This window comes from Sorangium sp. So ce406 (assembly GCF_051474675.1).
Lineage (GTDB): Bacteria > Myxococcota_A > Polyangia > Polyangiales > Polyangiaceae > Sorangium > Sorangium cellulosum_G.
In genome coordinates this window covers 1,579,807-1,595,803 of record NZ_CP150340.1, presented here as the reverse complement: position 1 = coordinate 1,595,803, position 15,997 = coordinate 1,579,807, and the positions used below count along the sequence as shown (strand labels likewise).

Sequence of the window (15,997 nt, the reverse complement as noted above, 5' to 3'; positions counted from 1 at the left end):
AGCCTACCTCCCCGCGGCGCCCCGGCCGCGCGCGCCCGAGAGCACCTGCCCGTGGCGAAAGCAGCTCACGAGGTGATCGTTGACCATCCCGGTCGCCTGCATGAGCGCATAGCAGATCGTCGAGCCGACGAACTTGAAGCCGCGGCGCACGAGGTCCTTGCTGAGCGCGTCCGAGATCGCCGTCTTCGCGGGGACCTCCGCGGGCGACCGGAAGGCGTTCACGACGGGCGCCCCGCCGACGAAACCCCAGAGGTACGCGTCGAAGCTGCCGTGCTCGCGCTGCACCTCCAGGTAGCGGCGCGCGTTGTTGACCGCCGACTCGACCTTGAGCCGGTTGCGCACGATCCCGGGGTTCGCGAGGAGCTTCTCGACGCGCGCCGGCGTGAAGCGGGCGACGCGGGACGGGTCGAAGTCCGCGAACGCCTCGCGGTAGGCCGCCCGCTTGCGCAGCACGGTGAGCCAGCTCAGCCCCGCCTGCGCGCCCTCGAGGATCAGCATCTCGAAGAGCGCCCGGTCGTCGTGCAGCGGCACGCCCCACTGCTCGTCATGGTAGGCGACGTAGTCGGGATCGGCGGTCACCCACGCGCATCGCTCCGGCATCGGGCGCCACTGTAGCAGCCCGCCCCTGCGCGTGACCTCCCGTCGTTCCCCGTCGTTCCCCGTCGTTCCCCATCGTTCCCGCTCGCACCATCGCGCGACGTGCGCTTTGACTCCCCGCCAGCGCAGCGCTCCAATGCCCCCTGGGCCGCGCCGCACATGACCGCCTCGAGCAGCTTCCATCCGTCGGGATCGCAGGGGTTTCGCGGCGCCGAGGCGATCGAGGAGCGCCGCGCGATGGCCCGGGGCCTGCCCACGGCGCTCGTGACCTGGCCCACATTCGCGGCGCTCGACGTGTTCGTGGTGGTGGCGGTGTTCCCGAGCGCCTCGATCGCGCGGCTCTTGCTCTACCGGCTGCTCGGCGAGGTGATCCTGCTCTGGCTCTACCTCCTCGCCCGTCGCGAGCAGACCTCGGCCGAGCTGCTCGACGCGGCGCACGTCTTCGCGGTCTGGAGCACGGGGGGGCTGATCTCGGTGATGGCCCTGGAGTTCGGGGATCTCACCTGGAACTACATGCACGGGCTCTCGATCGTGATGCTCGTCGACGCGACGATCCTGCCCACGCACTTCACCCGCTCGCTCCGGATGACGCTCCCGGTGGCGCTCAGCTTCCCGATCATCATGGGCGCGGGGGCGTCGCTCGACCCGGCGCTCGCGGAGCAGTGGTCGTCGCAGCGGTCGCTCGTGGTCTTCGTCTGCAACTACATCTTCGTGCTCGCCACCGCGATCCTCGTGTCGGCGGCGAGCCACGGCCTCTGGTCGGCGCGCCAGCAGGTCTACGAGGCCCGCAAGCTCGGGCGCTACCGGCTCGTGGCGCCGGTCGGCCGGGGCGGGCAGAACGAGGTGTGGCTCGCCTGGGACGAGTCGCTCCGCCGCGACGTGGCGCTGAAGCTGCTCCGCAGCGAGAGCAAGTCGGAGGGCGAGGTGCGCAGCTTCGAGCGCGAGGCGCGCGCGACGAGCCGCCTCACGTCGCCGCACACGATCCGGATCTTCGATTTCGGGGCGAGCAGCGACGGCATCTTCTACATCGCGATGGAGCACCTGGCCGGCGCGGATCTCGCCACCCTCGTGCGCGATCACGGCCCGATGCCCCCCGCCCGCGTCGTGCACTTCGCGCGGCAGGCCTGCTTCTCGCTGGCGGAGGCGCACGACGCGGGCGTCATCCACCGCGACATCAAGCCGCACAACCTCTACATCACGCGCGTCGGCGACGAGCACGACGTGCTCAAGGTGCTCGACTTCGGGATCGCCAAGCAGGTGACCCTCGAGGGAGACGCGACCATGACGGACGTCGGCGTGATCAAGGGGACGCCGACCTACATGTCCCCGGAGATGATCTCCGCGGGCCCCATCGACGCGCGCAGCGACATCTACTCGCTCGGGGTGACGCTCTATTTCCTGCTGACCGGGGTGGCCCCCTTCGACGGGCGGAGCTTCGGCAAGCTCGTCTATTCGCACCTGACGATGCCGCCGATCCCGCCGTCGCTCCGCGCGCCGTGGCCGCTCTCGTCGGAGCTGGAAGAGGTCGTGATGCGGTGCCTCGCCAAGAAGCCCGGCGACCGCTACCAGAGCGCGCGCGAGCTCCTGGCGGCGCTCGACGCGTCCGCGCCGACGCCGCCGTGGACGGCGGAGGACGCGCGGAGCTTCTGGGCGGCGCGCGCCGCGATGCCGCGCGGCGAGCCGCCGCCCCCGGACCCTGGACCCACCGTGCGCCTGCGGCCGGACAAGGCCGCGTCGGCGGCGTGAGAAGAGGCCTGGAGGAGCGCGCGGCGCCGCGCTCCCCCCCAGGCCCGGTTCGAGCCTGATCAGGCCTGGCCGACGCCGAGCTGCGCGGCCTCGGGGAACCGCCGCGACGCGGGCGGAGGCGCCCACCGCCTGGACGAGGGGGGCGCGCCGTCGAGCTGGAGCACCGGCCGCATCTCCGTCGCCGGGACCTGCACGGGGCGCTCGCCCCGCGCCGCGAGGATCGAGCTGTAGAACGCGCGCGCGCTCTCGTCCCACCCCCTGCACCCGGCGAGCGAGACGATCCGCTCGGGATCGTACGGCGCGTGGGCCGCGCGCGACATGGCCTCGACCAGGGCGGGCAGGTCGCCGGGCGCGACGAGCTCGCCGAGCGCGGGGCTGCTCAGCACGTCGGGGATGCCGCCGACGTTCGTCGCGACGACGCGGCGGCCGGACGCGAGCGACTCGATGACGACGTTGGGCGTCCCCTCGTGGTGGCTCGGCAGGACCAGCGCGTCGCAGGCGGCGACCCAGCGCGCCACCTGGTCGTGCGGCAGGCGCCCCGTGAGCAGCACGCGATGGCCGAGCCGCTCCGCCGCCGCCTTGCAGGCCTGCTCGTCGGCGCCGCTCCCGACCAGGACGAGGTCGACGTCCGGGTGCGCCGGGGCGAGCCGCTCGAACGCGGCGATCGCGTCGAGCGCGCCCTTGTCGCGGAGCAGGTGACCGACGTAGAGCAGCAGGCGGCGGTCCGGTGAGCGGCCGAGGGCAGCGCGGGCCTCGCCCCGGTCGCGCGGACGGAACATGGTGCGATCGACGCCGTTCATCACCACGTCGATGCGATCGCGCGGCACGCCGAGCGCGTGGACGCCCTCCTTGAGCTGCTTGCTCACGGCGACGACGCGCGTCGCGCGCCGGAGCCCCCACTCCAGCGCCGGCCTCACCGCCGGCTGCTGCGAGAGCACGTCGATGTCCGAGCCGTGCACCTTGACGACCGCGGGGACGCCGAGCAGCTCCGCCAGGCATACCGCGGCGAAGCCGTCCGGGTAGGCGAACGAGCCGACGATGACGTCCGGCGCCGGGTGGTGCCGCGCGAGCTCGAAGAGCATCGAGGCCGCATAGAGCGGGCCGTTCAGGTAGGGCGCCACCTTCGGCAGGTAGAGGAAGCGCGGGTGTCGCACCGGCAGCCCCTCGATGATCTCCTCGCGAGGCGCGTCGTTCGAGACTGACCACTTGGAGAACCTGGAGGCCCCGGGGAACCAGGGGATCGTCGCGAAGACGTCGATATCGCAATAACGCGACAGCGCCGCGAACTGCCGCCGGTTGAACGGCGCCTGGCCAGGGTTCATCGCGTTCGGGAAGATCTTGGTGATAAGCAGGATGCGCATACCTCTGCTCCTCCGGACTCGCCCGCTTGGCTCGACAGGCCTTCTCCGATAGGGGGTGCGCGGCGTTCGCCGCGCGGTCGCACCTCACCGAGCAGAGAGCGTGCCACCGCGGAGAAGCTGGAAACCCAGCGAGAAGGGGAGCAATCGAGGCGATATGGACAGCAAGCGAAGGCCACGCTGCCTCACGCGAGGCATATTGGCACAAGGAGGACGGGCTCTGCCGTTGCGCCGATTCCGTGGACAACGCTTTTGTACAACAAAGCGCCAAATTTACAATGGGGCGCTACAGAGAAAGTTTCGCGACGAAGGCGTCGCCCTGCCCCGCGCCCGAGAGCTGCCCCTGGCCGAAGCTGATGCTGCCGTAGAAGCGGCCGGCGAGCAGCACGCTCGCGCCTGAGCCTGCCGCGACGTCGAGGCCGACCTGCGTCTGGGCGTCGCCGAAGAGCGAGCTGAACAGGTGGTCGCCCGAGGGGCCGAGCTTGACCAGGTACACGTCGGTCTTGCCGCGGCTCGTCAGCGCGCCGCCGCCGAAGTCGGCCGAGCCGAAGAGCGGCCCCGCGAGCAGGATGTTGCCGGCCTCGTCCACGGCGGCGCTCGCGCGCGCGCCGGTCTCGAAGTCGGTGAGGAGCTGATCCTCCTCGTCGCCGAAGCGCCGGCCGAGGAGGTGCTCTCCGGCGCCGGAGAGCCTGGCGACGAAGAGGTCCCGCCCGCCGGCGCTCTCGAGCGGTCCGCCGCCGAGGTCGATGGTCGACGCGAACGTGCCCGTGAGCACCACGTCGCCCGTGGCCTGGTGCACCGCGACGTCGTGGGCCTCGTCGGCCTCGACGCCGCCGAACCGCGCGCTCCAGATGGCGTCGCCGGAAGGGCCGAGCCTGGCGAGGAAGACGTCGGAGAGCCCCGCGCTCTCGAGCTGCCCGACGCCGAGGTCGATGGCGCCGGAGAAATGGCCCGCGACGACGATATCGCCGGTCGCGTCCGCCGCGATCGCGTGGGCGTAGTCGTCGCCCGGGCCGCCGGCGCGCACGGCGAAGCGCGTGCGGCCGTCGTCGGGGTCGAGCCCGACGACGAAGGCGTCGCGCATGCCGGCGCTCTCGAGCGCGCCGGCGCCGAAGTCGACGTCGCCGTGGAAGCCGCCGGCCACGAGGACGTCGCCCGACGGGCCGATGGCGATGCGGTCGCAGCGATCCGCGCCGGTCCCGCCGATGATCCTGCTCCAGAGGTGCTCGCCGTCACGGTCGAGCCTGGCGACGAACACGTCGTCGCTCCCGCGCGACGCGAGCTCGCCGCCGCCGAAGTCGACGCTGCCGAAGGCGCGCCCCGCCACGACGACGTCGCCGCTCGGGTCGGCCTCGATCGCCATCGCGAACTGGTTGCCCTCGCCCGGGAACCGCTTGCTCCAGAGGTGCGTGCCGAACCTGTCGAACTTCGCCACGAACGCGTCGGCGCCCGAGCCCGTCGCGACGAGCGGGCCCCCGCCGAAGTCGACCGTGCCCTCGATCTGGCCGGCGACGAGCACGTTGCCGTCGGCGTCGAACGCGACGGACCGGGCATACTGGCCGTTCGGGTCGCCGAAGCCGCGGCTCCACACGTCCTCGCAGGCGGGCATGACGCCGTCGCAGTCCTCGTCGTCGGGCGTGTCGCACGCGTCGAAGGCGGGCAGGACCTCCCCGGCGCAGGGGCCCCAGGACGTGCCCTCCGCGTTGCAGGTGCGCGCGCCGGCCGCGCAGCGCCCGACGCCGCGCGTCCCGTCCGGGCCCGTGTAACACGCCTCCTGCGCGCCCGGCGCGCACACGCAGCCGGGGCAGGCGCAGTCGGGGCCGCTGCACGCGACCGGCGTGAGCTCCGCGATCCAGGCGGCCACGCACGCGAGCTCGGCGGGCGAGTACGGCGCCGCGCCGAGCGGCATGCGCGCGCCGCACGACGGCGCCTCCGTGAGCTTCACGTAGAGCACGCTCTCCTCGGGTCGATCGGGGTCGGCGAGCACCCCGGCGCAGCTCTGGGCCGGGCGGCCGGCGACGCGGGCGTCCACGCCGAGCGTGACGAGGTCGAGGGCGGCCGCGGGCTCGCCCGGCCCGTGGCAGCTCGCGCCCCCGCACCGCTCGGCGAACACCGTGGGCACGTCGGCGCACGCGACGTCCTCCGGGCCGCCGTCGCGCGACCTGAACCGCTCCTTGTCCTCGATCGTCCCCGGACAGGCCGCGAGCAGCAGCGGCAGCGCCGGCGCCGCGAGCGCGGCCGCCGTCCAGAGGCCGCGGCGGAGCCGGAGCGCGGCGCGCGCCGGGCGCCGCTCGCGAACGTCAGTACCCATGATAAGCGACCCCCAGGTGAACACCGAAGAGCTGGTCGAGCGCCCCGCCCGCGACGTACGGGTCGCCAGGCTCGGAGTCGAAATCGTAGAAGAAGCGCGTGTAGGACGCGCCGGCGCGCGCCTCGAGCCCCGGCGCGAACGGGACCGCGACAGCGAGGCGGAGGTCGACGCCGCCGGCGCTCGGCGCGCGGAAATACGACGCGAGCGCGCCCGTCGAGAGCGGCGCCTGGTAGCCCGCCCCCGCCTCGAGCGCGACAGGACCGACGGGCACGCGTCCGTCGAGGCCGAGGCGCAACGTGACGTAAGAGACCGAGGCGGCGTCGCGCGACGGGTCGTCCGCCGACTCCACATCGAAGTCGATCCAGCAGAGTCCGCCGGTCGCGGACAGGACCGGGCCGCGCTGCCCCACTGGACGGAATCGGCCCTTGAGGCCGGCGTGCAGCCGGCTCCAGGACGTCGACAGGCTCGCTCCTCCGGCGCCCGTCGAGTCGAGGCCGACGGCACGGGCGTACGAGAGCGCGACGCCGAGATCGCGCAGCACCGGGAGCGCGCTGCGCGCGAGCGGGTACAGCTCGCCGTGGACAGAGGGCATGAACGCGCCGAGCACGCTGTAGGTGCGTAGGTTCTCGGAGAGCAGATCGCTATACGACAGCGTGCGACCGGCGATCTCGAGATCGACACCCGCGCTGAAGAGCTCGGTGCCGACGGACGGCGGACGACCGTCGCCCTCCTTCCGCTCCGAGTGTTCATCGAGGGGCGCGGCGGCGCTCTGGGCGAGCGCGGGCGCCGGGACCGCGAGCGCAGCGACGGCCAGCGCGGCCGCCGAGCGACGCCGCGCGCGGCGCGCGGCGCGCAGAGCACCAGCGCGCAAGACAGGACAGGCGAGCGTTCGCCTTTGCATTGGGCGCGAGCATAAGCGCTCTTTGCGTCCGCGGTCGAGCGCCGCTTTGGAGGGACGGAGTCCGGAGTCGGCGGTAAGACCCGGGCATACGGGATGAACCCATCGGCCCCGAGCTCCCACTCGATTCGACATCTTTTCGACGTCTTTTCCCCCGAGGCGCCTATCCCGGAGCAGCGGATTGCAATACGCTCGCTGCATGATGGCGAGGGGGCGCGCTCCACGCGCCGCGCGCTGCATGACGCGGGTGAACCGCCCGCGCTCGGCCCCAGCGCGCGCTCGCCGACGAGGCATCATGGCTGAACCACGAGCTCTCCGCTGGCCCATCGGCCTGCTCCTCCTCGCGTCCTGCTCAGGTCAGTTCGGCGATCTGCCCGCGCACGACGGAGACGGCGAGGCCACGGCCCCGCTGTGCACCGCGATCGAGCCCGGCGAGTCGCCGCTCCGACGGATGACGCGCGTGGAGTACGACAACACGATCGCCGATCTGCTCGGCGACGACAGCCGCCCCGCGCGGGGCTTCGTGCCGGAAGAGGAGTCGCTCGGCTTCAACAACCAGGCGGCGGCGCTCGTGGTGAGCCCGCTGCTCGCCGAGCAGTACATGACCGCGGCCGAGGGCATCGCGGAGCGCGCGGCCGGCAAGCTGCTCGGCGAGGCGCCCGCGTGCCGCGAGGCCCCGGGGGGCGCCGCCTGCCGCGGGGAGATCGCGGCGCTCGTCGCCTCGCTGGGCAAGCGGGCGTTCCGCCGGCCGCTCGCCGAGGACGAGGTCGACGACTTCGTGGCGCTCTTCCAGCGCGGGATCGCGCTCGGTGACGCGCCCGACGACGCGTCGACCGGGCTCTCGCTCGTCGTCCAGGCGATGCTCCAGTCGCCGCACTTCCTGTACCGCGTCGAGCTCGGCATGCCCGATCCGGTCGAGGGCGACGTCGTGCCGCTCACGTCGTACGAGGTCGCCTCGCGGCTCTCGTACCTGCTCTGGGGCACGATGCCCGACGACGCGCTCTTCACCGCCGCCGAGCGGGGCGCGCTCGGCACCGCCGCGGAGATCGAGGCGCAGGCGCGGCGCATGCTGGAGGACCCGCGGGCGCGCGAGGCCGTGAAGAACTTCCACCGCCAGTGGCTCGGGCTCGCGAAGATCGACGAGGTCGCCGCGGGCGGGAAGGATCCGGAGCTCTACCCCGAGTACCGGGACGAGCTCTTGTCGCTGTTCCAGGCCGAGACCGAGGCGTTCCTGGACCACGCGATCTTCGAGGAGGACGCGAGCGTGACCGCGCTGTTCACGGCGCCTTACTCGATGATGAACCGGGAGCTCGCCGAGTTCTACGGCGTCGAGGGCGGGCCGCGGGGCGAGGCGTTCGAGCGGGTCGCGCTCGATCCGTCGCAGCGCGCCGGCTTCGTGACGCACGCCGGGCTGCTGTCGCTCTACGCGAAGCCGAACCGGTCGTCGCCGGTGCACCGCGGCCGGTGGGTGCGCCAGAGCCTGCTCTGCCAGATCCCGCCGCCGCCGCCGGACGTGGTGCCGGAGCCGCCCATGGTCGACCCGACGAAGACGACGCGCGAGCAGTTCTCGCAGCACGTCTCGGATCCGGGCTGCAGGAGCTGCCACGCGCTGCTCGATCCGATCGGGTTCGGCTTCGAGCACTACGACGCGCTCGGCCGCTGGCGGGACGCCGAGAACGGCATCCCGGTCGACGCGAGCGGCGAGCTGACGCAGACCGACGTCGACGGCCCGTTCGACGGGGCGGTCGAGCTCGCGCACCGGCTCGCGGAGAGCGAGCAGGTGCGGGCGTGCGTGGTGAAGCAGTGGTTCCGCTTCGGCCACGGCCGCGCCGAGCAGGGCGAGGACGCCTGCAGCCTGTCGCAGGCGACGCAGGCGTTCGAGGCGTCGGGGTACAACATCAAGGCGCTGCTGGTCGCGCTCACCCAGACCGACGCGTTCCGCTACCGCCGCGTGATCGTCGCACCGGGCGCCGAGGGCGGCGCCGCAGAAGGAGAGCCGTGATGAAGCCGTTCCGACTCAGCCGCCGCGCCGCGCTCCGGGGCCTCGGCGGCGCGGCGCTCGCGCTGCCGTTCCTCGAGGTGATGGGCTGCTCGAAACGGTTCGCCCCGTCGGAGGAGACGGGGCGCGCCTCGCTCGGGGCCGAGTTCCCGAAGCGCTTCGTCGTCCTCTACACGCCGAACGGCACCGTCCCGCCGGACTTCTGGCCGTCGTCGACGCAGTTCCAGAACGGCGAGGAGCTGTCGCCGATCCTCGCGCCGCTCAAGGACCACAACGAGGACCTCCTCGTCCTCGGCAACGTGAGCGCGCTCTCGGCGCTGGTGGGGCCGGGCGACGCGCACCAGAAGGGCACGGGGCAGTGCCTGACCGCGCGCGCGATGCAGGAGGGCGACTTCCCCGGCGACGCCGGGCTGTCGTGCGGCTGGGCCGACGGCATCTCGGTCGACCAGGAGATCGCGAACCACATCGGCACGAGGACGAAGTTCCTCTCGCTGGAGCTCGGCGTGCTCGTCTACGGGGCGAACGTGGGCGCGCGCATCTCGTACCGCGGCCCGGCGCAGCCGCTGCCGCCGGAGAACAGCCCGTACGCCGCGTTCGACCGGCTCTTCTCGGACTTCTCCGTCGCGCCGGAGGCGACGACGCGGAAGACGGAGCAGCGCCGGGCGGTGCTCGACAAGGTGGCCGCCGACTACAAGCGGCTGCAGCGGCGGCTCGGCGCCGCGGATCAGGAGAAGCTCGCGGGGCACCTCGCGTCGGTAGAGGACATCGCGTCGCGCCTCGACCGCGGCGTGGCCCCGACCTCCGCGGCGTGCGCGGAGCCGGCGCTGACGCCGGACGTCGACCCCGACAAGGTCGCGAACATGCCCGAGATCACGCGGCTCCAGCTCGATCTCATGGCGATGGCGCTCGCGTGCGATCTGACGCGGGTCGCGAGCCTCCAGTTCACGAACTCGGCGACGACCAAGGTGCTGAGCTTCCTCGGCCCCGACATCACCGAGGGCCACCACCCGATGGCGCACAACGGCTACGCCGACCCGGCGAACCGGCAGCGGCTCATGAAGATCAGCCGCTTCTACGCCGAGCAGCTCGCCTACCTGATCGCGAAGCTGAAGAGCATGCCGGAGGGGAACGGCTCGGTCTTCGACAACACGGTGATCTTCTGGACGAACGAGCACGCCGACGGCAATCACCTGCGCCAGAACATCCCCTACGTGCTCGCCGGGAGCGGCGGCGGCCATTTCAAGACGGGCCGCTTCGTCTCGCAGCCAAAGCAAGTCGGACATAACGACCTGCTCGTCTCGCTGCTCCAGGCGATGGGCGTCGACGCCGCGTCGTTCGGCGACCCGAACTACTGCACCGGGCCGCTCACGGGGCTGACGAGCTGACGAGGCGGATCGGGGGCGCGCCATGAGGCGCGCGCGGTGAGCCGACGGGGCGGATGCGGTGGGGCCGCCCGGGGCTCCGTCGGGCCGCCGGCGTCGATCCGGTGGCCACCGTGGAACGGTGAAATCCGCGCTTCAGGGGCGATCGCGCGGATTTCGGGCGTGGCTCTAGGCGGCGGCGAGTGGGCTCGCATACGATGTTTGCCCATCCGCCATGATAGCCCCGCACCGTAACCTACATTCCCTGTTCGCCGCCTCCGCGCTCCTCGCCTCGCTGCAACTGCTCGCCGGATGCGCGGCGTCGGATCGGCCGCCGGACGAGGCGCTGCGCAGTGCCTTTCCAGATCATGCCGCTGCTGTCCTGAGCCTCGGCCCGGGGTTCGTGCGGAGCGGCGGTGGGCTCGAGCGAGCCGCCGCGGGCCGCGGCGGCGTCGCGGCGCGGCTGCCGAGCGAGGGGAGCGACGCGATCGTCTTCGCGCTCGACGGCGGCGCGACGCTCCGCGTCCGCGAGGTGGGGGCCGAAGGCGAGGCGATGCTCGCGGATCGCGCGGTGGCTTACCGGCGCGCGGGCGGGTCTTCGTTCTGGAGCGCGACGCCGGCGGGCGTCGAGGAGTGGCTGCTGCTCGAGGCGGCGGCGGTGCAGCGCGGGGCCCCCGTGGCGGCATGGGAGGTCGAGGGCGGCGCGCTGGCGGAGCGGGACGGGGCGATCGAGATCGCCGACGCGTCGGGGGCGGTGCGGCTCCGGGTGACGGCGCCGGCGGCGTACGCGGCCGGCGGGCGCGAGGTCGGCTTGCGACTCGCGGCGCGCGGGGGGCAGATCGAGCTGTTCGTCGACGCGGAGGGCGAGCAGGTGCTCGTCGACCCGGCCTGGCAGTCGCCGCTGCCGCCCACCATGGCGACCCGCCGTAGCCACCACGCGGCGGCGCTGCTGGGGACGCGCGTGCTCGTCACGGGAGGGGTCAACCCTTACGGCGTCCTCCTCGACAGCACCGAGCTCTACGATCCCGCGGAGAACGCGTGGTCCACCGCTCCCACGCCAGGCCCCATGGAGCGGGCGCGCACCGACCATGCGGCGATCGCGCTCGACGGCGACCGCGTCCTCATGATCGGCGGGGACAGAGACGGGGCGGACTCCACGTACGAGGTGTACGACGCGCGCACCATGAGCTGGGAGGTCGAGGGCACGATCCCCCTGGATCACCCGCTGAATGCGGCGCGGCCCGCCCCTCTCCACCGCCACACCGCGACCAGGCTCGGGAGAGAGTCAGGAGATGTGCTGATCGTCGGCGGCACGGCCGATCTCGACAGCGTCGCGATCTACGACAACGTCTTCCGCTACGACCCGAGCACTGGCGCGATCGAGGAGGTGGCGTCCCTCCTCGAGCCGCGAGCGCTGCACACCGCCACGCTGCTCCAGACGGGGAAGGTCCTCGTCGTGGGCGGCTATCGCGGCGGCGCAGGGCTGAGGACAACCGAGCTGTACGATCCGGCGACTGACACGTGGACCGCGGGTCCGTCGACGATGGAGGGAGCCGAGCGGTACATGCACACGGCGACGCTGCTCCCGGACGGGCGCGTCCTCGTGCTCGGGTATTCCTCTCTGACGGAGATCTACGATCCATCGACGAACAGCTTCTCGCTCGGCGCGCCGATGCCGACGCACGGGAAGCGGCACGCGCACTCGGCGACGCTGCTTCCGAACGGCTGCGTGCTCGTCGCCGGCGGGCGGCTCAACAGCAGCTCGGCCACGGCGGACGCAGAGCTCTACGACCCGGACGACGACCGATGGTTCACGATCGAGCCGCTCAGCGCGGCCCGCGGGTTCCACGAGGCGACGTACCTCGATCAGGACGGGTCGGTGCTGATCACGGGAGGAGAGTACGTTGGCGAGGAGTCCAACGCCGTGGACCGGTTCACCCTGGGCCGGCCTGGCGAGCCGTGCGAGGACCGGTGCGAGTGCCAGAGCGGGTTCTGCGTCGACGACGTCTGTTGCGACACCGCCTGTGATGGAGGCGCCTGCGACGCGTGCTCGGTGAAGGCCGGCGCGAGCGCCGACGGCGCGTGCTCGCTCCTCACCGGAAATGACTGCGACGACGGCAACGACTGCACGAGCGGCGACGCCTGCGACGCGGGCACCTGCGCCGGCACCAACGACGACATGGCGACCTGCGGCGACGACACGCCGTGCACGCGCCACGCCTGCGTCGGGGGGAGCTGTGTCGCGACGGACGACGACGGCGCGACCTGCGACGACGGCGATCCGTGCACCACGGAAGACGTCTGCGGAGCAGGGACCTGCGCCGGCGAGGCGATCACCTGCCCCGCGACGGACGCCTGCCACGAGGAAGGCACCTGCGATCCGGAGACCAGCCGCTGCGTGTGGCCGAGCAAGGCGGACAACGTGCCGTGCGAGGACGGCGGGGTGTGCATCGCCGGAGCCTGCATTCACAGGCCGGAGGCATCGTCGTCGTCGCAGGGCGGCGCGGGCGCCGGGGAGCCCACGGGCCCCGCGGAGCACGCGGGCGGCGGGGGTTCCGGCGGAAGCTCAGGCCCCGGTTCCGGCGGGGGCTCAGGCCCCACGACGGACGACGACGGAGGCTGCGGCTGCAGGGCGGCCGGCGCGCCGGCGCCAGCCGGCAACGCGGCCGCCGCGCTGCTCATGGCGGCGGCGGCTTGGCGAGCCTCACGACGGCGCCGTCGGCCTTGACCGGCGACCCCACGACCGGCGACCCCTCGTTGATCCAGTAGATCGCGTCGCCGTGGACCGCGATCGCCCCCGGGTCCAGCTGCCCCGTGGCCAGCGTGCACGCGCCAGGGCGGCACGCGCTGCCGGGCGGGGCGTCGCGGGGCAGCACGTTCACCGTGCGCTCCAGCCGGTTGGTCCAGTAAACCCGGCGTTCGTCGAGCGCGATGCCGTACGGCCCGCGCGCGCCCTGGAAGATCACGTCGCGCCTGGCGCCGTCCAGCGAGGCCCGCACGACCTCGCCCTCGAAGTTCACCCAGAACACCTCGGCCGGGTTCTCCGCGTCGAGCGCGATCCCGTACGGCGTCCGTTCCCCGGCGCCCACGATCACGACCTCGGATGAGCCTGTCTTGCACTGGACCGAGCCGTTCGCGGCGCCGTCCTGGCCGAGATCGGTCCAGCAAACGACGTCGTTTGCCGCGGCCAACCGGTTGGCGCGGTGGGCATCGGCGAGCGTCCCGGGCGTCGGCTCGTCCCGCGTGTCCAGCATCGCGAAGCCCACGCGCCCGAGCGCACCGCCGTCGGGGAGCTGCGTCCAGAACAGGCTCTTACCGTTCATCGCGAGCGCCTCCAGGCTGCCCGAATGGCCCAGCTGCTCCACGTTCAGCCAGGGCTTGGCGCTGCCGCCGCGAGGGATCCACCGCATCAGCGCCGTCGCGGCCGCGCCGACGACACCACGGTTCGTCCAGAAGACCTCGTCGTTGCCGCCGAGCGCGAGGTGGCGTGGCACGGCCTGCTTCGACGCGATCGTCTCCGGCGGGCCGCCTTCGCGTGCGACCCGCTTCACGGCGCCGTCGACGTTGGGCACCGGCCCCTGGCGTTCATCGCGGAACGTGCCTTGCTCGGTCCAGAACACGCCGTCCTCGCTCACCGCCAGGGCGATCGGGCTCCGCTGCCGCGCGGCCAGGACGACCGGCCGGCCCTCTTCCGCCGCGCAGAGCGGCTGGGCGATCTGCTTCGGGGGGCACAGCGGCCTCACCGGTGAGACGACCACGCCGAGCCGGGCCAGCCGCCCGGGCGAGCAGAGCGCCTTCGGGAGCGCGATCCGCCCGTCGTCGCGCGTGCGCCAGCCGAACTCGCTCTCCGCGTCGAGCGGCACGAAGCACCCCGCAGCGCCGCAGGCGCCGTCTCCCTCGGTCGCGATAGCGATGTTCACGCCGTCGCGCGCCGCGATCGTGCAGTCCTCCGGATCGAGGTCGCCGTCCTCCACCGGAGATGCGCCCTCGAAGCACGTCGCCGCGTGGAAGCAATCGTGGTGCAGGACGTCCTGCTCCGCGTAGTCGGGCAGGCTCGCCGAGTCCACGCGGCGCTCCCCGCACGCCGCGGCGGCGCACGCGGGGTCGTCCGGACATGCGCCCGCAGGGTCGGGCTCGGGCGCCTCGCCCTCTTCCGCGTCCACGCCGCACAGGAAATGCAGCGGCACCCAGAGCGTCGCCACGCGGTCCTCGGGGACGGTCGTGAGCACCGTGTGCTCCACGCGGATCCGGTCGCCCAGCAGCGCGCGCACGCGAATGCGGATCTCCCGGCTCGGGTCCTTGGAGACGGTGAACCCCCGTGTCCCGGGGAGCTGGAAGCGGTCCCGGCCGAGCTCCTTGCGATCATCGAGGAGGACGGGGTTGCCGTCGGACAGGACCTCCATCTCGATGTGATCGATGTCCTTGGGCACGGCCATGTCCGTCTGGATGGCCACCATGAGCTCCCCCGTGGGCGGCGCCGTGCACCCCGCCGAGGCGACCGCGAGCGCCGCCGTCGACCCGATGGACGACCAGGAGCAACGCCTCACCAGCGGCCTCCGAACGCGGTCGGACGCGTGTCGCCGAGGGTGCCCTCGATCGGCGGCGCCGCCTCGGGCTTGATCAGGAGGCCGCCCGCCACGGCCGCCGCGACGAGCAGCGTGGCGCCGGTGAGCCACGCCCACACCGGCACGCCGCCGGTCCGCTCGACCGGCGTCAGGGCGACGCGCACGCTGCTCAGCGCCTCGTCCTGGATCACGATCTCCGACTCGTACGGCACCATCCCCGGCGCCGTCACCCGCAGCACGTGGCGGCCGCTCGGCACGGCGCCGTCCCACCGCCCCTGGCCCACGGGCTTGCCGTCGAGCGCGATCCGGTCGCCCGGCGACGCGAGCACAGACAGCCTTCCGGCGTGGACGTGCGGCTCCAGACGGACATCGAGGCGCAGCTCGTCTCCAGGGCTCACCCGCTCCACGCGGACGTGCTCCTTGAAGCCGGGCTTGACGACACGGATGCGCCTGGTCCCGGAATCGACGGTCACCTTGCCCGAGAGCGGCGTCTTCCCGATCAGCTCGCCGTCGATCGTCACCGCCGCATCGCGCTCGCTCACCGCGAACTCCAGGCTGCCGACAGCGCTCCTGGCGCTCCGCTCGAGGTCGGCGATCCTCGCCCAGTCGTCCGGGAGCAGGACGCCGCGGTCCTCCTGCTTCAGCTTCTCCACGAGCGTGAGGACCTGGCGGTACCGGTGCATCCTGGAGGTGCAGACGACCATGTTCCAGAGGAGACGCACGTCCTTCGAGCTCTCGTAGGCATGCTGGAACTTGATGAACGCGTTGCCGAAGTCGCCATTGCCAAAGAGCCTCTTGCCGAGCTCGTAATCGCCCTTCGCCTTCCCGGTCAGCGTATCGGCGAGCGGCGCCGGAGGCGCCTCGACCGCCGGCGAGGCCTGGGCCGGCGCAGGAGCCGCCGGCGAGGCCTGGGCCGGCGCAGGAGCCGCCGGCGAGGCCTGGGCCGGCGCAGGAGCCGCCGGCGAGGCCTGGGCCGGCGCAGGAGCCGCCGGCGAGGCCTGGGCCGGTGCAGGAGCCGCCGGCGAGGCCTGGGCCGGCCCAGACGCGGCCGGCTGCGCAGCCGCGCCGGCGGCCGGCGCCAGCGCCGAGAGGGCGACCGCGGACGCGAGCCGCGTCGCCAGCCTACGTGAACGCATGGATGCTTCGTCCGGTGAGAAAGGTG

10 protein-coding genes are annotated in these 15,997 nt (G+C 73.0%); 4 read left to right on the top strand and 6 right to left on the bottom strand.

What is annotated here, in order from left to right:
• Positions 1-3: 3 nt before the first annotated feature.
• On the bottom strand, positions 4-600 hold the full coding sequence (locus tag WME96_RS05835; protein ID WP_437289178.1) for a DNA-3-methyladenine glycosylase I: 597 nt from the start codon (positions 598-600) through the stop codon (positions 4-6).
• Between the two features lie 156 nt (positions 601-756).
• Here WME96_RS05835 and WME96_RS05830 point away from each other — a divergent pair, with 156 nt between their 5' ends.
• Positions 757-2,343 carry a serine/threonine-protein kinase gene (locus tag WME96_RS05830; protein WP_437289177.1) on the top strand — a complete coding sequence of 529 codons (1,587 nt, stop codon included), beginning with the start codon at positions 757-759 and terminating at the stop codon, positions 2,341-2,343.
• Positions 2,344-2,402: 59 nt separating this feature from the next.
• Here the strand turns inward: WME96_RS05830 and WME96_RS05825 are convergent, their stop codons facing one another.
• The 3 genes from WME96_RS05825 to WME96_RS05815 all read right to left on the bottom strand — a co-directional run bounded on the left by WME96_RS05825 (position 2,403) and on the right by WME96_RS05815 (position 6,883).
• The gene (locus WME96_RS05825) at positions 2,403-3,704 is read right to left on the bottom strand and encodes a glycosyltransferase family 4 protein (protein WP_437289176.1); all 1,302 of its coding nucleotides are present in this window, start codon (positions 3,702-3,704) and stop codon (positions 2,403-2,405) included.
• Between the two features lie 283 nt (positions 3,705-3,987).
• The gene (locus WME96_RS05820) at positions 3,988-6,012 is read right to left on the bottom strand and encodes a nucleotide-binding protein (protein ID WP_437289175.1); all 2,025 of its coding nucleotides are present in this window, start codon (positions 6,010-6,012) and stop codon (positions 3,988-3,990) included.
• Positions 6,002-6,883 carry a hypothetical protein gene (locus tag WME96_RS05815; protein WP_437289174.1) on the bottom strand — a complete coding sequence of 294 codons (882 nt, stop codon included), beginning with the start codon at positions 6,881-6,883 and terminating at the stop codon, positions 6,002-6,004. The genes WME96_RS05820 and WME96_RS05815 overlap by 11 nt, the downstream gene beginning before the upstream one ends.
• 322 nt (positions 6,884-7,205) lie before the next feature.
• On the opposite strand from WME96_RS05815, the gene WME96_RS05810 reads away from it, so the two are divergent.
• From WME96_RS05810 to WME96_RS05800, 3 genes are all read left to right on the top strand, one after another.
• Positions 7,206-8,912 carry a DUF1592 domain-containing protein gene (locus tag WME96_RS05810; protein ID WP_437289173.1) on the top strand — a complete coding sequence of 569 codons (1,707 nt, stop codon included), beginning with the start codon at positions 7,206-7,208 and terminating at the stop codon, positions 8,910-8,912.
• The gene (locus WME96_RS05805) at positions 8,912-10,294 is read left to right on the top strand and encodes a DUF1552 domain-containing protein (protein WP_437289172.1); all 1,383 of its coding nucleotides are present in this window, start codon (positions 8,912-8,914) and stop codon (positions 10,292-10,294) included. Before WME96_RS05810 ends, WME96_RS05805 begins: the two co-directional genes overlap by 1 nt.
• A 211-nt stretch (positions 10,295-10,505) precedes the next feature.
• Positions 10,506-12,998, top strand: coding sequence for a kelch repeat-containing protein (locus WME96_RS05800; protein ID WP_437289171.1), 2,493 nt, complete (start codon positions 10,506-10,508; stop codon positions 12,996-12,998).
• Here the strand turns inward: WME96_RS05800 and WME96_RS05795 are convergent.
• Positions 12,949-14,817 carry a hypothetical protein gene (locus tag WME96_RS05795; protein WP_437289170.1) on the bottom strand — a complete coding sequence of 623 codons (1,869 nt, stop codon included), beginning with the start codon at positions 14,815-14,817 and terminating at the stop codon, positions 12,949-12,951. The genes WME96_RS05800 and WME96_RS05795 overlap by 50 nt on opposite strands.
• Positions 14,814-15,971: a PEGA domain-containing protein gene (locus WME96_RS05790; RefSeq protein ID WP_437289169.1), complete on the bottom strand. Its 1,158-nt coding sequence runs from the start codon at positions 15,969-15,971 to the stop codon at positions 14,814-14,816. Before WME96_RS05790 ends, WME96_RS05795 begins: the two co-directional genes overlap by 4 nt.
• Positions 15,972-15,997: the final 26 nt, after the last annotated feature.